Origin of the sequence: Dyadobacter sp. 22481 (assembly GCF_052044875.1) — a bacterium.
GTDB lineage: Bacteria > Bacteroidota > Bacteroidia > Cytophagales > Spirosomataceae > Dyadobacter > Dyadobacter endophyticus.
In genome coordinates, this window is record NZ_JBQENV010000003.1 from 687,363 (window position 1) to 709,084 (window position 21,722).

The window sequence follows — 21,722 nt, forward strand, 5'->3', positions numbered from 1 at the left end:
TTCTAAATAAGGTAATAATAGCCGATCACTCCGGACGCCCCGACAAGGTCATTGAATAAAGTTTTGGAATTACCTGATACCCAATTTAGCCACAGTTTATGATGAACGGCCAGGATGATTTGCTTCTTATTTCCCTGATCAAGCAAGGAGATAACCGGGCGCTGGATTGCCTCTTCCGGAAATACTATTACTCGCTATGCCGTTTTGCCACCTACCTCAACAACCGTAAGGACCTCGCCGAGGAGATTGTAGCTGATGTCTTTTTCAGGATCTGGGACAAACGGGACAGCCTGACGGTCGAAAAGAATGTACGCTCCTACCTCTTCACTGCCACGCGGCACACCTGCATTAACTACATGAAGCAGGAAAAATACGTCATGGAAGAGCTCAGCGACGATATGATCGAAGAAACGCCCGGCCCAGACGACGAACTGATGTACCACGAGTTCGAAAGCCGCATCACTGACCTTATCAATTACCTCCCGCAAAAAAGAAAGGCGATCTTCCAGCTCAACCGCTTCGAAGGCTTTACCTACAACGAAATCGCCGAAATCCTCTCTCTTTCCGCCAAAACAGTAGAAAACCAAATGGGTAAGGCCATTAAACAACTGAAACTTCTGCAAAAAACTTATCAGATTTAAAAAATATTCTGACGGGATGGGGGTATCCCTATTTTTTATTTGTCCTAACATTAGAAAGCTCTGAATTTGATGTCCGATCACACACCATGGCCCCTTATCGCCAAGTATTTAGCTGGCGAATGCAGCCCGGAAGAAAAGCTGGCTATGGAATGGTGGCTTGAAGAATATGATAACCTGCTGTTGTTCAGGCAGATAGAAGCGGCCTGGAAGCAGGAAAAAGAACCGGAGAATGATCCGGCATTCAACCTGGAAAGCGGGCTTTCGAAGCTGCACGCAAAAATGGCGGAGCAGGAATACGCGGCCGAAGAAGAAGCACCCGAAAGGCCAAGATTTTTCAAAATCGGCTCCTGGATGGCCGCGGCGAGTATTTTGCTGGCAACGGGGCTGGGTTATCTGGTGGTAAGCAGGCAGCACGATTCGCGAAGCACCGTCGGCGCCGTGATGGAAACCCGCACCAGCGGCACGAAGGACATTGTGAGTATAGAACTGCCTGACGGGACGCAGGTATGGCTCAATAAAAACAGTAAACTCGAATATCCCAAAGAGTTCGACGGTGACGAAAGACAGGTTTATCTGCAAGGAGAAGCGTTTTTCGAAGTGGTACCGAATCCTGAAAAGCCATTTATCGTCAAGAGCGACCGGATCTCGACGCGGGTTTTGGGGACGTCGTTTGATGTAAAAGCCTATAATGGGGACGAGACTGCATCGGTGTCGGTTGCGACCGGGAAAGTGGAGGTGAGCAAGGAGATCGAGGAAGGCGAGCCGGTCCGGATTACGCAACTGACGCCCGAGCAGGAACTCGTGATTAATACAAAAAAAGACGAAACGTATATTAATATCGTTAGCGTCGCAAATATTGCACCCTGGCATTTAGGCCAGCTTATTTTCAGGGACAATACTTATGACGAAGTAATGCAGGCATTGCAAGAGCGCTTCGGCAAAAAGATTGTATTTAAAAGCAACATTGGCCAATGCCGTGTGATGGCTAGTTTCAATTCCAATGCATCGTTGAACGATGTGCTAAAATTGCTGAGTATGTCCAATTCTTTTAAATATGTAATTGGTAACGAAACCGTTACCGTCACGGGGGGCACTTGCCATTAGGCGTCCCGTTCCATCCTACTTTTGAGTATCCCAACAAGTCCTTGGAGCTGCTGGCCCTGCACGCCGCTGGCCGCACGTAAGGTGTTTGATTATGAATTATTATGAAGTTGATATAATAATTGAATCCCTCAAATCCATTTAACCTCAACCTACTCAAAACAGTATGCGAAAAAAGTTACCCGACACCCGCCTGAACACAGGAATGGCGCTCAGGCGAAGCCTGGCCCTGATCCTGGCATGTGTGATGTTCGTCCAACCACTCTTTGCTGCCCCGCGATCCATTCAGGGCATCGAGGAAGTGAAAATCTCCCTGGACCTAAAAGATGTGACGCTTCAAAGCGCATTTATCGCCATTGAAAAAAAGAGTGATTTCAAATTTATCACCAGCATCGAGCGCATTGATAAGAAAAGAAAGGTTTCTATCCATGCTGAGAAAAAACCGGTGAAAGAAGTCCTTGAAACCATTTTAAACGGTACCGGGCTTAGTTTTACGCAGGTAGAGAACAACATCGTGATCAGCAACAGGCAGGAAAAAGCAACCGGCCAGGTAATCCAGCCTGCGGCTGCGGTTAATCTTGCTAAGGAGATCAACGGTACGGTAAAAGACAATGCAGGAGCCGGCATTCCGGGAACGAACGTCCTCGTGAAAGGTACCAACCAGGGAACTACAACCAATGCTGATGGCGCCTATACGATCAATGTATCTGACGAAAACACCGTGCTGGTATTTTCATCGATTGGTTACGTATCGCAGGAAATCACCGTGGGCAGCAAAACTACCATCGATGTCACGCTCCAAGAAGACGTCAAACAACTCGGAGAAGTAGTGGTAACCGCATTAGGTATCGAACGTAATGCGAAAACACTCACGTACGCAACCCAGCAGATCGACGGCAAAAAGCTCACGGACGTGCGCGATGCAAACTTTGTGAATACCCTCTCCGGTAAGGTGGCTGGTGCGGTGATCACTCAGGGTTCGTCAGGGCCGGGTTCCGCGACCCGCGTGGTACTTCGTGGTAACCGCTCCATTGCCGGTAACAACAATGCTCTGTTCGTCGTGGACGGCGTACCTATCGACAATACGGCTCGCAACCAGGTGACGACCGATTTCGGTGGTATCAACGGCAGTGATGGCGCGGCCAACATCAACCCAGACGATATCGAGTCGATGAACATCCTGAAAGGTGCGGCAGCTTCGGCATTGTACGGTAGCCGCGCGGCCAACGGTGTGATTATGATCACTACTAAAAAAGGGAAAGCGGGTAAGGTAACCGCCGATATCAACTCCGGCGTCGTGGTTGAAACGCCATTTTTGCTCCCAAAACTGCAAAATACTTATGGACAAGGAAGCGGCGGCAAGGAAAGTACCAATTCCAGCCAGAGCTGGGGACCTGCCATGCAGACCTTTCCAGACAATATCAAGGATTTCTATCGCAAAGCGATTTCAACCAACAACTCTATCGGCGTTTCGGCTGGTTCTGAAAAGATTCAGACTTATTTGTCGTATACCAACAACTACAACCAGGGTATCCTGCCGAACAACAAGCTGATGCGGCATACCTTTAACCTTCGCCTGAACACGCAGATTACCAAGCGCCTCTCGGCCGATGCCAAAATCACCTATATCAACTCCGACATCCAGAACAAACCGCGTTCGGGTGAAGAGAGCTCAGTAACCATGAACTTGTACAAAATCCCACGTAGTGTGGATTTGAACCAATACAAAACTTTCGAAGACGCAGCAGGGAAACCTACTTACTGGGCGAGCTCGGGTATTTACATGAACCCCTACTGGACGATCAACCGCACGTTCGAATCGGAGAAGCGTAACCGGGTGATTTCTTTGGGTTCTGTTAAATATGAATTGACAGACTGGTTGAACGTACAAGGCCGCATCAGCTACGACTGGTATGCCGATCGCGTAAATCGTGGGTTCTATAACAATACATTGCTTTTCGCAGGGTCGGGTGGCTCTTACCAAGACTGGACTGCGGAAACAACCGAACGGAACATGGACGTGATCGTGTCGGGTAATAACAAATTAGGCAAAGACCTTAATCTGACCTACAATTTTGGTGCCGGCCAGACGTATCAGAAATACTCGCAGGTAGGCGGGACAACGACAGGGCTGACAGTTCCAAACTTCTTCGATTTGTCATTTGCCGCCGCATTGACCCAGGTTACCGCATTCAGTCAGAAAGAGCTGCAATATGTGTTCGGAACGGCGTCACTATCGTACCGCGACTTCATTACCATCGACGGCTCGGTTCGCAACGACTGGTCTTCGACATTGCCTAAGCCCTATTCCTACGCTTACTTCTCGTTCGGCGGTAATGTAATCCTCTCGGAAGCAATAAAGTTGCCGGACTTGATCAGCTTCGCGAAACTGCGCGGGTCATGGGCACAGGTGGGTAACGATACCGATCCTTACCGTTTGCTACAAACCTACACATTTACACAAGGTGGTAATGGTGGTGGTTATATCAGCCGCAACACGACGCGTCCGGCCGCGAACCTGAAACCGGAAATCTCGTCTTCAACTGAATTGGGACTCGATTTGCGCTTGTTCTCTGGAAAATTGGGATTGGATTTTACCTATTACAACACCAACACCGTGAACCAATTGCTCACATTGCCACAAGCAACGCCAACCGGCTTCCAGTTCCAATTTATCAATGCAGGTAAGATCAACAACAAAGGTTTTGAGATTTCTTTGACCACCTCGCCGCTGAAAGGCAAAGCATTGACCTGGGACGCAACGTTGAATTTCGCACGCAACGTGAACAAGATTGTCCAGCTTCACGAGACCATCAAAACAGCCACTTTGGGAGGAAACACCCGTACCACGACGGCGATTGTGCGTGAAGGCGGTTCATATGGAGACTTGCAGGCATTCGGCTGGAAAAAAGATGCGAACGGAAACTACGTCGTGAATGCCAAAGGACTTCCGGTAGCGACTGCGTTTGACAACATTGTCGGCAACTTCAACCCTAAATTCACTATCGGTCTGAACAACTCCTTCTCATACAAAAACTTCGTACTGAGCTTCCTGGTGGATGGCCGGGTGGGTGGTGTAATGACCTCTGGAACCGATGGTAACCTTGCTTACGACGGAACCGCGGATTACACCGAAGCGCACCGCCAGGGTGGCTGGGTTCTACCGGCCGTTACCGAAACCGGCGAGCAGAACAACGTGGCTATCGACGCGCAGACCTTCTGGCAAACCGTTTCACAGGGCCGCTATACCTGGGGTGAGTTCTTTACCTACTCTACCACAAACTTCCGTTTGCGGGAGGCTACATTGGGTTACAACATCCCTACCCCTCCGGGCATGTTCATCAAGTCGCTGCGCCTGTCGCTTACTGCCCGCAACCTGTTCTTTATCTACCGTGGTTATGCCAAGATGGATATTCCGGGCCTTGCAAAACGTAAACTTCCATTCGATCCGGACGTAAACCTGGGTGCAGGTAACTTCCAGGGATCTGAATATGGAGCACTCCCTTCAACACGTACTGTTGGTTTGAATTTGAAAGTTGGATTCTAATTAAACAGCTCCTAAAATACTGTAACATGAAATTAGCATTGAATAAATATATCAGAGCAACCACATTGAGCGTCCTCACCGGCTCGGCACTGGTTGTGGCAGGATGTACAGGTGATTTCGACGAACTGAACACCAGCCGCACCGCGCTTACTGCCATTACAGATGCGGAACTGCCTTACGTATTCTCGCGTGCACAGCAGCAGTCATCGTACTCGGCAGGCACCTACCAGACCGCCCAGAACCTGTTCGCGGATTTGTACGCGCAATATTTCGCTACTACTACCCCGAATTTTCAGTCGGACCGCTACTTCATGCACCCGACCTGGATCGACAACCACTGGAACCCGGTTTACACCCAGGTGGTGCCTCAGCTGCAAATACTGTTCGAAAAACTCGATAAATCCACATCGCAGTATGCATTGGCTAATATCTGGTGGGTGTTCGCCTTCCACAGGGTAACCGATTACTATGGCCCGATTCCCTATTCGGAAGCCGGCAAAGACGTGACGCCGATCAAATATGATTCGCAGGAAGAAATCTACAATGACTTCTTCAAACGCCTCACCGAGGCAACTGCATTACTGAAAGGCAAAACAACCGATAAACCTTTCGGCACCTACGACATCATTTATGGCGGTGATGTGAATAAATGGATCAAGTTTGCCAACACGCTGCGCCTGCGCCTGGCACTTCGCATCTCAAAGGTTAACCCTGGCAAAGCTAAAACGGAAGCCGAAGCCGCGATTGCCGGAGGCCTGCTGACCGACGTTGGCGACAATGCCTACATGGCGAAAAGCCTGCTCGGCGGCGACAACAACGGACTTGCAACCATCTCGGGATGGGGCGAGTTCCGGATGAGCGCAGCGATGGAATCCGTGCTAAAGGGCTATGAAGATCCTCGCATCGGCATTTACTTCCAGCCTGCTTTCCTTACCAAATCGTACGAAGGTATACGTAATGGCCTGGGCCCCACGGAACTGGCGGTGGCTGCGAATAGCAACGACAACAATTCCAATATCGGCGAGCGCTGGATACGTAATACCGGTGGTGGCTCAGCCTGGGACCGCCAATTGGCCGTCAAACAGGATATAATGCATACCGCAGAGGCCTATTTCCTACTCGCGGAAGCCGCATTGAATGGCTGGAATGCAGGCTCCGGAACCGCGCAGTCATTCTACGAAAAAGGCATTCAGGCTTCCATGGAAGGCTGGGGCATTACCGGCGCGGCGGTGACCACTTATATTAATAGTACTAAAACGCCTGTCGCTCCAGGGGACCAGCAGCAATCTGCCGCACTGTCCAATATTCCTGTAAAGTGGGGCGCGACAGAAGCTATCCAGAGAGAGCAGATCGCTACCCAGAAATGGCTCGCGCTCTATCCCGATGGCATCGAGGCATGGGCCGAATTCCGTCGCACGAAACTGCCGAAGCTTTATCCGGTAGTGAACTCGGTAAATACCGACGTTCCTACTACTGCGGTAGTGCGTCGTATCCCGTTCCTGTTGCAGGAGAAGCAAAACAATGGCGCGGCAGTTGAAGCGGCTGTTAAATTGTTAGGCGGTCCTGATAATGCGGCTACGCCGCTCTGGTGGGATAAGAATAAGTAATTTCTGGTGGACAAAGCAGTGCCTTCCGGCAAATAATTCCGGAGGGCACTTTCACGATCCGCTAATCGGAATAAAAAGGCATTGAAACGGGCATTGACCAAAGTATATTTTTTTAAATTCTGATTATTAAAAAAATTATCTTACCAAACGGAGTATTGAGGCCTATAAAATGCATCCTTGCTCTGCATACCGTCTAAACCATTCTGTAAAGCCTTTAACCAATCTATTCAGTCCTTAACCATTATGATAAACCGCAGAGATTTAATCAAGCATCTGTCCACAGTTCCCCTCCTGGGCGGATTTTTGGGCAATGGCACCGCAGAAGCTGCCGACCTGCTCGTCAAGGCGCCAGTCCGTAACCTCGCCAAAGAACTCGGCATCCGTACCTTTATTAATGCAGCGGGTACCTACACAATGATGACCGGGTCCCTCATGCAGGACGATGTGGTGGCTACGATCCAGGGGGCGGCCAAAGAATTTATGATGCTCGATGAAGTCCAGACGAAAGTAGGCGAGAAAATCGCCGCCATTACCCACGCCGAATCGGCGGTGGTGACTGCCGGGTGCTTCTCGGCACTTACGCTCGGGCTTGCGGGCGTGCTCACGGGTATGGACCCAAAAAAAGTGGAAGCATTACCGCATTTGGAAGGTACCGGTATGAAGTCGGAAGTGATCATTCAGAAAGGCCACAACATCGGCTATTCGCATGCATTGACGAACACCGGTTGCAAAATCGTCCAGGTTGAAACTGTGGAAGATTTGCAGAAGGCGATTAATGAGAAGACCGCATTGATGTGGTTCCTGCACATTCAGTCCGACAAAGGGCAGATCAATCACGAAAAATGGATTGAGATTGCAAAGAAAAATGGCATTCCTACTATGATCGATATGGCTGCCGATGTGCCGCCCGTTGAAAACCTATGGCGTTTCAACGACCTGGGCTTCGACCTCGTGTGCGTATCGGGCGGGAAAGCCATGCGCGGGCCACAAAGCGCAGGTATTTTGATGGGCAAAAAGCAATACATCGACGCTGCACGCCTAAGCATGCCTCCGCGCGGATCGACCATCGGGCGTGGTATGAAGGTGAATAAAGAAGAGATCCTCGGCATGTACGTCGCACTCGACAATTTCGTGAAGATGGATCACAAGAAAGAGTGGAAAATATGGGAAGACCGCGTGGCAACCATCGAGAATGCTGTAAAAAGCGTGAAAGGTGTCGTTACCGAAGTCACTCTCCCCGAACTGGGCAATCATACCCCTACATTGAAAGTATCGTGGGACGCGGCGAAGATCAGCCTGCCAGTGAAAACCTTGCAGGAAAGCCTTCGCAAAGGCAACCCGTCGATCGAGGTAATGCCCGGCGAAAACAATTCGCTCACCATTACCACCTGGATGCTTAAAGCGGGCGAGGAGAAAATCGTAGCATCCAGATTGAAAGAAGAGCTGTCGAAAGCAGTTGTTTAAATATGTACAGTACCATTAATATTCCTAAACCCAACCTTTTCAAGAAGTAAAATGCAACACAGGTCTATCCTTTTCACTCTTCTGGCATGTCTGCTTGGCGTAGTTTCCCATGCCCAGACGTACAGCGTTCTGATTAAAGGCGGCACGGTGATCGACCCGAAAAACAATATCAACCAGGTAATGGATGTCGGTATTTTCGAAGGAAAGATCAGGAAAGTGGCAAAGGATATCGATCCGAAGGAGGCCCGCCAGGTAGTGGATGCCAAAGGGATGTATGTAACACCCGGATTGATCGATATCCATGGACACGTGTTTTTCGGTACCGAGCCAAACCATTATCTCAGTAATGGTTTGGTGGCGTTACCACCCGACGGCTTCACCTTCCGCGTAGGCGTAACGACGATCGTCGACGCGGGCGGTGCCGGCTGGGATTCGTTTTCAGAGTTTAAAAACAACGTAATTTTCAATTCCAAAACCCGCGTACTCTCGTTCCTGAACATCGTAGGACAAGGCATGCGCGGCGGCAACTGGGAGCAGGATACGGCCGATATGGACCCAAACCTGGCCGCAGGCGTCGCTATCAAAAATCGCAACGACGTGGTGGGTTTCAAAGTGGCGCATTTCCAGGGTAAGGATTGGAAGCCGGTTGATAACGCAGTGAAAGCTGGAAAGCTGGCAAATATGCCGGTGATGGTCGATTTCGGCGGCAGCACACCGCCCCTCCCGCTCGAAGAACTGTTTATGAAACACCTTCGCCCGGGCGACATATATACACACGCATACACGCTGCTCGAAGGCAATATCAGAGAGACAATCGTGGATGAAGCCACGCAAAAAGTAAAACCGTTCGCACTCGAAGCCCGCAAGAGAGGCATTATTTTCGACGTAGGCTACGGCGGCGCAAGTTTCAACTACTCGCAGGCGATCCCGGCTATGAAAGCCGGTTTTTACCCCAACACCATTAGTACCGATCTCCACACAGGCAGCATGAACGGCTCGATGAAGGACATGCTGAGCATTATGTCGAAGTTCTATAATATGGGGATGGACCTGCCGTCGGTAATCAAAGCCAGCACCTGGGAACCAGCCAAAGTGATCCATCGGGAGCAGCTGGGCCACATTACCGAAGGCGCCATCGCCGACGTAGCCGTGTTCTCGATGCGAAAAGGCAATTTCGGTTTTTATGACAAAACCGGATACAAGGTAGAAGGCAAAGAAAAACTCGAATGCGAACTCACCGTCATGGGCGGAAAAATAGTTTATGACTTGAACGGCATTACGTCGCCGATATATTTGACTAAATAACATAGTCATGGTCTATGGTCGGTGGTCGACCATAGACCATGCATCATCGCATACCTAAACCCCTCTTTAATTGACCTATGTTAAAAAAACGCTTAAAATGGTCTGCCTCACTTCTTGTACTGCTCGGACTGGGGTTTACGCAGCACTCCGACCGGGAGTTGCCGGTTGTCAATACCAAAAATGGTGGTCTGTTCTTGCCGGACGGCTTTGAGGCTACTGTTGTCGTGGACAGCCTTCCGGGTCGTGCGCGCCATATTGCGGTGAATGACAATGGTGATATTTATGTGAAAGCGCGGTTTGCCGATAAGGGAGAGTCGGTAATCGCATTGCGCGACACCAATAAAGATGGGCGGGCCGATATCATCAAGCGTTTCGGCGGTGCCGCGAAAGAACGGGCTTACGGAACGGCCATGCGGATTTACAAGGGTTACCTGTATTTCAGCTCCGAGCTCGTGGTCTACCGCTACAAACTGACGCCCGGCCAACTGGTGCCCGACAGCCCGGAAGAAGTGATCCTCACCGACGACCACCCGCACGGTATGCACGAGCACATCGCCAAGCCGCTCACATTCGATGACAAGGGCTTTATGTATGTGCCTTTCGGTGCCAATTCCAATGCTTGCCAGGAACAAAACCGCACGCCCGGCTCCAAAGGGATGGACCCATGCCGAATCCTCGAGGATCACGGCGGTATCTGGAAATTCGACGCGAACAAGACCGGCCAGTTACAGAAGGACGGCACGAAGTTCGCGACGGGTTTGCGCAGTGTGGTCGCATTGGACTGGAATTTTCAGGACAACAACTTATATGCGGTGCAGCACGGCCGTGACGATCTCCTGCGCCTTTGGCCGCAACTTTACAACGGCTGGCAAAGCGCCATGCTTCCTTCGGAGGAATTTCTGAGGATTAAAGAAGGCACGCACGCCGGCTGGCCCTATTGCTATTGGGATCAGATGCAATCCAAAAAGGTATTGAACCCCGAATATGGCGGTGATGGTAAAATTGTAGGCCAGTGTGATCAATATGAAAAACCGCTGATCGGCTTTCCCGGCCATTGGGCGCCCAATGATATTCTTTTTTACCAGGGCAACCAGTTTCCCGAGCATTACAAAAACGGTTCGTTCATCGCATTCCACGGTTCCACCAACCGCGCACCCTACCCTCAGTCGAGCTATTTTATTGGTTTTGTTCCTTTTAAAAACGGCCAGGTTGCCGGTGAATACGAGATTTTCGCGGACGGTTTCGCGGGCCTCGACCCGATCGTGAACGTGAGCGACGCAGTGTACCGTCCGATGGGCATCGCCATGGGGCCCGACGGCGCTATTTATATCGCCGAAACCGAAAAAGGTAAGATCTGGAAAGTCACCTACAAGGGTAACAAGAAAAAGTTTGCCAAACCGGCGCTGGCGAAAATGGAGCAGCGTAAAACGATGTCACACATCCGCACGCCCGATTTTGTAAACGATAACCTGGATAAGGACAAACCCATTGCAGGCGGCAAGGTTTACAGCGTGTATTGCACGGCCTGCCACCAGCGTAACGGCATGGGCGACTCGCAACGCTTTCCACCACTGGGTGGGGCAGAATGGGTTACCGGCGACAAAGAGCGGCTGATCAAGGTGCTGTTGAATGGTCTGGAAGGCCCTATCGAAGTTAAAGGCCAAGCCTACAACAATGTCATGCCGCAGCACAGCTTTTTAAAAGATGAAGAAGTTTCGGAGGTGTTGACTCACATTCGGAGCAACTTCGGAAACAATGCAAGCCCTGTCACGACGGACGAAGTAGCCAAAGTGCGGGCCGCGATTAAATAGCAAGATATTACGCCATTCATCTTCCAACCCCGTTTAAGCGGATATTACTCTCCGGCAATTGAGTTTTCCTTTGAAGGGGTTGGAGGAAGAATGGCAAGTGTAACTAATTTACCATTTCTGTATATTCATGCCGAAAAATAAAATCATAATCGCAGGCTTCTTTATTCTTTCCGGAATCGGTCTGGCGGGTTTTTCTTCCGAGAAGAACGCTTCCACACACCACAATCAGGAGCCATGGAAGGCACCGGCCTGGGCTGATACCCTGAAAAGCCCTTTTCACGAGGAGCCACTTACGCTGGCCCAGGGCGAAGAACTGTTTACATTATATTGTTCCTCATGCCACGGCGAAGGCGGGTATGGCGATGGTGCCGCAGGCGGTGCATTAGGCCAGAAACCAGCCAATTTCCACGATACGCTGGTGAAGGCACAAAGCGACGGCTCGCTATTCTGGAAAATGTCGAACGGCCGCGGGAATATGCCGCCGTTCCAGGATGTGTTTACAGCCGAACAACGCTGGCAGCTCGTAGCGTACATCAGACATTTGGGCAAAAACGAATAAGATTTTTAAAAGAATACTTCGGCAATCGGCAGTCGGCTTTTCAGTTCAATAGCCGGAATCCGATTGCCACCTAAACCTCTTAAAACATTATGTTACAATACAGCCGCATCATCAAGTCCGGACTTACGTCGGCACTCGCACTGGGCCTGACGTTCCATGTTTTCGGACAGCAACGGGAAGTATCGACTTCCGTCCCCAAAGCACTTCGCGACGATATTACCATCGAAGAGTACATGAAAGTGGAACCGGAAGCGGTTCGCCTGATCCAGCACCCGGTTACCGGAGAAATGTACTATACTACGTTTTTTGGTGATGTGGTTAAAATCGTGGTCGAAAACGGCAAGCCGGTGAGTAAAAAGCTGCTATCCGTCGAAGATCACGGCATTCCCCGCTTGCAAGGCGCTGCTTTTCATGGCAATACCCTCTTTCTGGCAGGAAATGTGAGCGTCAACAACAATAAAGGCAACAAAGGCCGGATGGTCCGCTACGAAATGACGCCCGGCGTGGGAACGCCGGGCGTCGACAAGCCTGAAATGACAGTTGTTTTCAATACCGTTGAATACGGGGCGAACAAAACGACGTTCGATCACGGCTGGAACGCACTGGAAATCAGCCCGGACGGCAAATACATTTACGTAAACACGGGCGCACGCACCGACCACGGCGAGGTCCAGGACAATGGTGGCGAATATCCAAATGCGCGCGACAATGCACTCACAGCGAACATCTTCCGCTTCCCGATCAACTCCAAAGATCTCTTACTTTCAACGGATCTCGCCAAACTCAAAGCCGAGGGCTACATTTTTGCCGAAGGTATCCGTAACGCCTACGACATGGCCTTCGATGCCAAAGGCAATCTCTTCGCAGTTTCCAACTCCGGCGATTATGACCATCCCGAAGACATGTTCTGGGTACGCAAGGGACACCATTACGGCTTCCCCTGGGTAATGGGCGGAATCGACAACCCGCAGCAATTCCCCGACTTCCAGGCCGACCCTGAGAAAGATCCGTTCCTGAGCAAGTTTGCATTCGCATTCCTAATGAAGTATTTTCACAACGACCCGGACTTCCCGAAACGGCCGGCCGGTGTGAAATTCTCTCCTTCTGTTCAAAACCTTGGCCCTGATGCCAACGAGTATCGCGACCGCAAAACCGGCGCGGTAATGGATGGGGATACTACTGGCGTGACTGTGGGTACTTTCAATGCGCATTCGTCCCCATTAGGCATCTTCTTCGATACGCACAATGCATTAGGCAAGGAATTCACCGGCGACGGCTTCGTGATCCGCTACACCGGCGGCCCGCGTAACGGCGTCGTAAACCCGAACCCATTGCGCAGATACGGTAAGGACTTGCTTCACCTGGAAATGACCTACGACAAAAAGGCCGACAACTACAAAACCAAAACCACCAGCATCATCAACAACTTTACCGCCCCTACCGATGCGTTGCTTATCGGCAATACGCTGTACGTCATCGAGTACGGCGGCAAGCAAGGCGGAAACAAAGCAGGTGGCAGTCTCTGGAAGATCACCCTTCCAGCCAATGATAAACTGGCGAAAAAAGCCAAAAAGAAAACTTCGTAATACATCTCGTTCTACATATAACTTTAATCAATCCTGTTATGAAATCTGAAAGAAGGTCTCTTATTAAGAAACTCTTTGCTTCCGTTGCTGGCATCGCCGGCATTGGTGCTGTATCTAAAGTGCACGCGGAAGTAGCTGCACCTGCGCCCCAAAAAGAAGTGGGTGACGTGGAAATGTATCAGGACGTACCTCTTTTCTCGGGCCATACCAAGTTCAACAACCTTGTTTTCGTGGCTGGTAAAGGTGCCCACTTCGAGGGCGACATTACGGCTCACACCAAGCACGTACTCGACGAATTGGAAAAAGAGCTGATCAAAGCAGGTTCTTCGATGGAAAAAGTACTGAAATGCTCCGTTTTCCTCCACGACCTGAACGATTACAAAGCCATGAACGAAGCCTACAAAGGCCGCTTCGGCAGCAAGCCGCCATGCCGCACCACCGTAGCGGTGTATGGCGGTGTACCAGGCGACTCGCTCGTTGAAATCGACTGTATTGCTTACGTTTAGAATTTAGGAGGGAGGAAAGGGAGGAAGGAGGAAAGGGAAAATGGAATTGCATTCAAATTCTCTCTTCTTCCTTCTTCCATTTCAGTACTACCTCTCGAACCTTTTTCAGTGTCTTTTCTCCCCTTCCTCCATCCTCCCCTTCCTCCTTTCCTCCTAATCCAAAGAGTAACCAATCCGGCAAAACGAACCACTTACCTCACTTTTCACAAACTTTAATTCTGGAATAATACAATTATCCAAGATTAAATTCGCTCACTAAAAATAAAGTCGGACTTATATTTTAGATTATCCCGATTAAACAGTTAATTTGTTTAACCTACCCGACAAGATTTGAACAAGAAACAACGCATCGCTGAGGAGAATGAAGTTCTTTTGAATCTCTGGCACCAAAGCCAGGCCGGGGACAGTCTGGCATTTTGCCAATTGGCCGATAAGCAATACCGCACTCTTTTCAACTACGCCTGCAATTTCACCTCCGACCGGGAGTTCATCAAGGACGCCATTCAAGACTTGATGATCCACATTTGGGAAAGGCGTCAGAATATTCAAATCCAGTTCGTTACCATTTATTTCCTGCGTGCGCTGCGCAACCAGTTGATGCAGGAATTCCGGCGCAGCAACGGTTCCCACCCGTTTCTTGACATCGATGAAGCCCACCAACTTTCAGACTACCAAACAGTTGAAACTGAAATTGAACGGAAAGAGCTGCTGAATGAGAATCAGGTCAAAGTGCGGTGTGCTATCGAAGAATTGCCCCGTCGCCAGAAAGAGGCTGTTTTCCTCAAATTCTTTGAAGGAATGGACAACGAGCAGATCGCCGACCTCATGCAGGTAAACCGGCAGTCGGTCGCCAACTTGCTTTTCAAAGCCATCACCTCGCTCAAACGGCACATTCACCCGATCAGCAACCTGCTGCTCCTTTGCTTCGCGATGCAGTTCTAGACTCGCCGCCCCTGAATTCCAGCATATAGATCCGGATAGCTCACTTATCTTTTCATAAAACCGCGGCTGTAAGCAATCGGAAGCTATCTTTATGCATCCTTTCGTCAACAAAAGATAACCGATGCTACAAACTGCCAGTCGAACTCTCTGGATAGATTACCTCCGTTCATTTCTGACAGTTCTGGTGGTTGCTCATCATTCGTCGCTCGCTTATACCACTTTCGCGAGCTTTGATAAGGTTGCCTATATCAATTCCACCCATCCGGTTGTCGATACCCGCCGCTGGGTAGGACTGGATATTTTCGAAAACTTCAACGACGTATTCTTCATGTCGCTGATGTTCCTGATCGCCGGATTGTTCGTTGTCAAAAGTATTGAACGCAAGGGTGTCACCGCATTCCTTCGTGACCGGTTTTACCGCCTTTTCATTCCTTTTCTGGTTGGAGGCACCTTGCTCAACCTGCTCGCGCATTACCCTGCGTACCTGGTCGCACACGGAAGCGGGAGCCTGCCTGCCTACGTGACAGATTTCTTCGTTGTTGAGCAATGGCCGGTTGGCCCGCCCTGGTTCATCTGGGTACTGTTTGTGTTCAATGTGGTGTTCGCATTCATCTATTTAACCAACAAATCACTCCTGGGGAGCAAACCACTCGCTGCTCAATCCGATGGCTCGATCACAAAAACTCATAAACCCGTAAAAACCCTGCTATACTGGTTCCTGTTCACCTTCGCATTGTACGTTCCATTCGCATTCTGGCTCGGGCCGGGAACATGGACTGGCTTCGGGCCATTCGATTTTCAGATCAGCCGGGCAGCATTATATTTTGGCTATTTCATACTTGGTACCTGGCTAGGTAAAGTACGCTTCAACGAATCTCTTTTCGGTACCTCTTCCCTACTCGTACGTCGCTGGCAGCTATGGCTGTCCCTGTGCGCAGGTATATATACGTTGCTTACAATTGTGCCGCCATTCCTGACCAATCTCGTCAAGCAGGGCACATTTTCCGAGATTTCAGGCTACCTGATTTACTTCTCTATTTACATGCTATCCTGCACATTCAGCTGCATTGCTTTCCTTACAACGTTCCGTGCATTAGTTAAAAAGCCGAATGCCGCGTGGGATTCCCTTTCCGATCATGCTTACCTGATCTATTTGCTGCATTATCCGTTTGTGATCTGGGCCCAGTACTTACTACTAGAGCTACCCTTCACAGCATTTTTCAAGTTTCTCATAACATTATCAGTTGCACTTCTCGGAAGCTGGGGGTTGGCTATTCAACTGCGAAAGGCAAAATTTGTTAAACAGTATCTTTAAGTCTGAGCGCGTCCTGAATGTTATCCATGCTCCACATTCGCTCCCTGAGTTACGACGCCCGGAATCTCCTGAACCTGTCCGATCAGCATCTCCTCTCCCTGCGTAATCACTACTGTTAATTTCATATCATCTTTCTTTAATGTCTAATTCGACGCTAAACAAATTTACAAAAATCCCGCACCACATCCGGCCAAAGCTCCCCGGCACTTTCCAACCGAATCCTGCTAGGCTCTATATTTCAAAAGAAATCCGATTTTAATTATAGGAACAGATGCCACGTAGCGCTGCGAAAGCTGGGTAGTGAGCAGCCATTTATCTTCCAAATCGCCTGATTTCTTTTTAAAAATATAAAATGATATTTAAGACATCAGATTTTTGATCGCGTAAAAACCAAGCAATGAATTTCCGGCTGGTACAGATATACCAACGGTCAAAAGGCACGCGGTTTACGCACTTCACCACATTTTATTTGCCCTTTCAAAACTTTTCAAAAATTAATTTCCGAAAGGAGAGTATTGACCCAATGTTCTCGCATCCTTATTAAAATTAGCCATATTATTATTTGCCCGATATGCTCGATTACCGCAATTTTCTTCCGGAGGAACTAGCCGCCGATCCATCTTTCAGACGCTGGGTGTTGTTCGACAGCCCCGCCGATGAAGCCATATGGGCCGAATGGCTGGAACATAATCCGGACAAACAGGATCTCGTTGATCGCGCCAGAAATTTTCTGATGGCGACGGAAGCGGCGTTCGATCAGATTTCGGATGAGGAAGTGGCTAATGAAATCTACCGGCTCTCGCACGCAATCGGCGAAAATAATGCGAAAAAATCTTCGTCATGGCTGCGTTTCAGGCCTAACTGGTACCATATGGCAGCCTCCGTGCTGATCCTGCTGTTTGCCGGGTGGTGGTATAACAAGCAAACGCTTTCACAGAAGCAGTCGGACCAGTATAAGGTGATCCTGAGCCAGATCAGGGAGCCGCTGATCGAAGCGATAAACACGGGGAACGAAGCGAAACTCGTGATTCTGGAAGACGGCAGTTCGGTGCTGTTGCAGCCCGACAGTCGCATTACCTATCCGCGCCGGTTCGAGGGCCGCAAGCGCGAAGTGTTTCTGAAAGGAGAGGCGTTCTTCGAAGTGGCCAAAAATCCCGGCAAACCTTTTTACGTGTATGCACATACGCTGGCTACAAAAGTGTTGGGTACGAGCTTCAAAGTGAGCGCATTCGACGGCCAGGAGGTGAAAGTGGTGGTCAAAACCGGTAAGGTATCTGTTTTCCCGATGACGAAAGAAGCGATCGCCAGCCAGCATGCGGATGATAAACTGGGAGGAATGGTATTGACCCCCAACCAACAGATCACATTCGCACCCAATGAGTTACGTCTTACCAGGAGCCTTGTTCCGGACCCGAAACTGCTGGAATTACCCATTCAGAGACAGTCATTCGAATTTAAGGGGACGCCGATTACGGAAGTGTTTGCGGCATTGGAAAAATCATATGGCGTGAAGATCGTATTCGATGCCGAGGTAATGCAAAACTGCTATCTGACCGCGTCGCTCTCCGATGAGCCGCTATTCGAGAAGATCAACCTGATTTGCAAGACGATCGGCGCGCAGTACGAACAGCTGGATGCCAGCATCATCATCAACAGCAAAGGATGTTAATGAAAATACCTTTCTCTCAATACTTTATGACAAATTCACCCTTGCCTATGAACATAAACCACTACTAATTTCCAGTCCCAAAAAGGTCGATGATGCTGCAACACCACCGACCCGATCAAATCCCCATGCTTGTGTACGCTTAACAGCATCTGAACGAGGCTGCTGTGGGAACCATTATGCCGAATTTTAACCCGACAAAAATCAAAATTATGTCAAAAAGAGTACAATTTCACCATGCTTTACAGAAAATCATGCGCATTACTCTGTATCAAGCCCTGCTCTCCATCGCGTTCAGCACTTTCGTTCATGCGAACGATGTGCGCGGACAACGTGTGTTAGAACAAAAAGTGACTTTGCGTTTAGCCAATTCCGAGATAGACAAGGCATTGGAGAAGATTGAGAATGTAACGAAGGTTAAGTTCATGTACAACCCTCAGATCTTTACTAATCAGAAAGCATCCTATAAATTTCAGGACGAATCATTATCCGAAGTTCTCAGTAAAATTCTGACCCCGCATAAAGTTACTTACGAAGTGGTGCAGGACCGCATCATCCTGCGCCGTGAACAGGCACCCGTTGAAGAAAATGCAATAAAAACGTCGCCCAAACGCAACGTTACGGGAAGCGTTAAGGACGAAACCGGCGCTGGCCTGCCAGGCGTGAGCGTACTCGTAAAAGGCACGCAAAGAGGAACTTCCAGTGACGCAGAAGGCAAATTTTTTCTGGATATTCCGGATGGCGAACTTGCGACTGCCGTTCTGGTTTTCAGTTTCGTAGGTTACACGACACAGGAAGTTGCAGTAGGTAGCCAAACGAGCGTGGATGTGCAGCTGGCGCCTGAGGCAAAGGCTTTGAACGAGGTGGTTGTTACGGCTTTGGGTATTTCCAAAGAGAAAAAGGCGCTGGCCTATGCAGTAACCGAGGTAAAGGGCAGCGAGTTTACACAGGCCCGGGAAAACAACGTGGCGAATGCATTGACAGGTAAAATTGCAGGCGTTAACGCAACCGGTATGTCGACGGGCCCTGGTGGTTCCAGCCGCATTATCATCCGCGGTAACGGATCTTTGAGCGGTAACAACCAGCCTTTGTACGTAATTAACGGTATGCCGATGGACAACAGCGTACCAGGCGGCGGCAATGCTTCGGACGGTAATGGTAACAATACCGACCGAGGTGACGGTATCGGTGGTATCAACCCCGACGACATCGAGTCGATCAGCGTTTTGAAAGGCGGCCCGGCAGCGGCTCTTTATGGTGCACGTGCTTCCAATGGTGTTATTTTGATTACTACCAAAAAAGGACGTGCACAAAAAGGTATCGGCGTGGAGTACAATGGCAACTTCTCGGTGGACAACCTTTCGATCATCCCTGATTGGCAATACGAATACGGGCAGGGTGTGGACGGTGTAAAACCTACTACACAAACGCAGGCAAAAAGCTCGGGACGTTTATCATATGGTGCCAAAATGGACGGCACGCCGGTTGTTCAGTTCGACGGTGTGGAACGCCCTTACTCGCCGCAGAAAAACAACCTGAAAAATTTCTACCGCACCGGAACAAACTACATCAACTCCATCTCGTTCACTGGTGGTAATGAAGTGGTCAACTTCCGTTTCGGCTTGAACAATACGAGTTCAAAAAGCATTGTACCTAATTCTTCTTTCAACAGAAGAATCGCCAACCTGAACCTGAATGCACAGCTAGGCAAAAAACTGAGCATTGAAACTGTTGTTCAATACAATATCGAAAACGGCCACAACCGTCCGAAAGTAGGCTATGCGGACTATAACCCGCACTGGGCAACTTACCTGGTAGCCAATACTGTGGACATCAGAAGTCTTTCTCCTGGTTATGACGCGACTACCGGCAAAGAGATCGAATGGAACCCCGTTCCTGCTGCCCCGAACCCTTATTTCGTGATCAACAAGTTCAAGAATGAGGATACCAAAAACCGTTTCCTCGGACAAGCGAACATCAAGTACGACATTCTCGACAACCTGTTCATTAAAGGTAGCGTGAGCCAGGATTACTACAATTTCAATTACGAATTCGTAGTACCGACTGCCAACGCGTACCAGCCACTGGGAACCTATGAAGCGAAGAAGGTAACATCTTCCGAAACCAACGGAATGCTCACTTTGAACTACTCTAAGGATTTCTCGGAGAATTTCAATTTCTCGGCACTCGTGGGTGGCAATATCCAGAGAAGCATCTACGACCAAACCGCATTCAACGGTGCCGAATTCACAATCCCCGGCTTTTACAGTTTTACCAACCTGGCTACTTCGACGGTTATTCCTACTTATAACAAAAGCGGTATCAACTCACTGTTCGGTTCGGCGGATATTGGTTACAAAGGGTTTGCCTATCTGACCGTTTCAGGTCGTCAGGACTGGTTTTCGGTGTTGAACAGCAAGAGCAACAGCATTTTCTACCCTGCGGTAGGTGGCTCGTTGATTTTGTCGGAGGCATTCAAACTGCCCGATGTGGTCAGCTTCGCTAAACTGCGCGGTTCGTGGGCCCAGGTGGGTGGTGCAACCGTACTTCCTTACCAGATCTACCAGAGCTATGCGATGGCAGTGGGTGGCCACAACGGCCGTCCGGTGCAGCAGCTCTCTTCTTCCGTCGTGCCTAACCCCGATTTGAAACCACTGACTTCGACTACCTACGAAGCAGGTTTGGAAGCGAAATTCATGCATAACCGTCTGGGCATCGACATTACACTGTATAACCGCAAGACTACCAACGACATCGTTCAAAGCAATATCGCGTCGTCGGCAGGGTACACAGCCGCATTGTTGAACGTTGGTGAGCTGAGCAACAAGGGTATCGAGCTTTTGCTGACAGGAACGGCGATCAAGCAAAACAATTTCCTGTGGGACATCAGCTATAACATGGCCTACAACAAGAGTGAGATCGTGCAACTGGCTCCTAACCTGAACCAGCTGAGCATCGGAACCGGTGTGGGTGGTGGTTTGATCAACAACGTGGTTGGCGGTACTTATGGCGAAGTTTGGGGTTACAACAAACTCAAAGATGCGAACGGCAACACGGTGTTCAATACGGCAAGCAACTATGCAGTACGCGGAAACCTCGAGAAGCTGGGTAACGGTACGCCTCCTTGGACAATGGGTATTACCAACAATTTCAAGTACAAAAACTTCTCGCTCAACATCCTGATCGACGGCAAGTTCGGAAGTGTGGTTTACTCCAACCTGTACCAGTATGCATACCGCTTCGGTTTGCCGAAAGAAACACTTCCCGGCCGTGAAACGGGTCTGACTGTAACAGGTGTAACGCCGGAAGGTGCTCCATTCAGCAAAACATGGGAGAAGAAAGACATTGATACTTACTATGACAATGACAAGAACTACACAGGTATGTTCGTGTTCAACAACGATTTCGTGAAACTTCGCCAGGTGATCATTAGCTACAATCTGCCGGTGAACAATTTTTCGCTCCTGGGTACAAAGCTGCAAAGTGCCTCGCTGTCGATCGTTGGACGTAACCTTTTGCTGCTTTACAAAGACAAACGTAACAACTACTTCGATCCGGAGTCGAGCTACACCAATGGCAACGCGCAAGGTCTGGAAGCATTCGGTGTGCCGAGAACGAGAAACATCGGTGTGAACCTGACAGTGAAGTTTTAATCATTCAAAATCTTTGTCA

The 21,722-nt window shown here is 49.5% G+C and carries 14 protein-coding genes; all 14 read left to right on the forward strand.

Annotation, left to right across the window (positions count from 1 at the left end; genetic code table 11):
* Positions 1-98 precede the first annotated feature (98 nt).
* The 14 genes from ACTJJJ_RS21655 to ACTJJJ_RS21720 all read left to right on the forward strand — a co-directional run bounded on the left by ACTJJJ_RS21655 (position 99) and on the right by ACTJJJ_RS21720 (position 21,703).
* Positions 99-641 carry an RNA polymerase sigma factor gene (locus ACTJJJ_RS21655; RefSeq protein ID WP_188935539.1) on the forward strand — a complete coding sequence of 181 codons (543 nt, stop codon included), beginning with the start codon at positions 99-101 and terminating at the stop codon, positions 639-641.
* 69 nt (positions 642-710) lie between these two features.
* Entirely contained in the window at positions 711-1,745 is a 1,035-nt protein-coding gene (locus ACTJJJ_RS21660; RefSeq protein WP_426295743.1) for a FecR family protein, read from the forward strand.
* A gap of 163 nt (positions 1,746-1,908) precedes the next feature.
* Positions 1,909-5,289, forward strand: coding sequence for a SusC/RagA family TonB-linked outer membrane protein (locus tag ACTJJJ_RS21665; RefSeq protein ID WP_426295744.1), 3,381 nt, complete (start codon positions 1,909-1,911; stop codon positions 5,287-5,289).
* Between the two features lie 26 nt (positions 5,290-5,315).
* The gene (locus tag ACTJJJ_RS21670) at positions 5,316-6,896 is read left to right on the forward strand and encodes a SusD/RagB family nutrient-binding outer membrane lipoprotein (RefSeq protein WP_426295745.1); all 1,581 of its coding nucleotides are present in this window, start codon (positions 5,316-5,318) and stop codon (positions 6,894-6,896) included.
* Between the two features lie 243 nt (positions 6,897-7,139).
* Positions 7,140-8,360, forward strand: a complete 1,221-nt coding sequence (locus ACTJJJ_RS21675) for an aminotransferase class V-fold PLP-dependent enzyme (protein WP_440703006.1) — start codon at positions 7,140-7,142, stop codon at positions 8,358-8,360.
* A gap of 51 nt (positions 8,361-8,411) precedes the next feature.
* Positions 8,412-9,665 (forward strand): amidohydrolase/deacetylase family metallohydrolase, encoded by a 1,254-nt coding sequence (locus ACTJJJ_RS21680; protein ID WP_188935549.1) that lies wholly within the window; start codon positions 8,412-8,414, stop codon positions 9,663-9,665.
* Between the two features lie 77 nt (positions 9,666-9,742).
* Positions 9,743-11,476, forward strand: a complete 1,734-nt coding sequence (locus ACTJJJ_RS21685) for a PQQ-dependent sugar dehydrogenase (RefSeq protein ID WP_440703007.1) — start codon at positions 9,743-9,745, stop codon at positions 11,474-11,476.
* 127 nt (positions 11,477-11,603) lie between these two features.
* Positions 11,604-12,035 carry a c-type cytochrome gene (locus tag ACTJJJ_RS21690; RefSeq protein ID WP_188935552.1) on the forward strand — a complete coding sequence of 144 codons (432 nt, stop codon included), beginning with the start codon at positions 11,604-11,606 and terminating at the stop codon, positions 12,033-12,035.
* 89 nt (positions 12,036-12,124) lie between these two features.
* Entirely contained in the window at positions 12,125-13,621 is a 1,497-nt protein-coding gene (locus ACTJJJ_RS21695; protein WP_440703008.1) for a PQQ-dependent sugar dehydrogenase, read from the forward strand.
* A gap of 38 nt (positions 13,622-13,659) precedes the next feature.
* Entirely contained in the window at positions 13,660-14,127 is a 468-nt protein-coding gene (locus ACTJJJ_RS21700; RefSeq protein WP_188935554.1) for a RidA family protein, read from the forward strand.
* A 330-nt stretch (positions 14,128-14,457) separates the two neighbouring features.
* On the forward strand, positions 14,458-15,069 hold the full coding sequence (locus ACTJJJ_RS21705) for an RNA polymerase sigma factor (RefSeq protein ID WP_440703009.1): 612 nt from the start codon (positions 14,458-14,460) through the stop codon (positions 15,067-15,069).
* Positions 15,070-15,190: 121 nt separating this feature from the next.
* Positions 15,191-16,384, forward strand: a complete 1,194-nt coding sequence (locus ACTJJJ_RS21710; protein WP_440703010.1) for an acyltransferase family protein — start codon at positions 15,191-15,193, stop codon at positions 16,382-16,384.
* 571 nt (positions 16,385-16,955) lie between these two features.
* Positions 16,956-18,053 carry a FecR family protein gene (locus ACTJJJ_RS21715; protein ID WP_440703011.1) on the forward strand — a complete coding sequence of 366 codons (1,098 nt, stop codon included), beginning with the start codon at positions 16,956-16,958 and terminating at the stop codon, positions 18,051-18,053.
* 251 nt (positions 18,054-18,304) lie between these two features.
* Positions 18,305-21,703, forward strand: coding sequence for a SusC/RagA family TonB-linked outer membrane protein (locus ACTJJJ_RS21720; protein WP_440703012.1), 3,399 nt, complete (start codon positions 18,305-18,307; stop codon positions 21,701-21,703).
* Positions 21,704-21,722 lie beyond the last annotated feature (19 nt).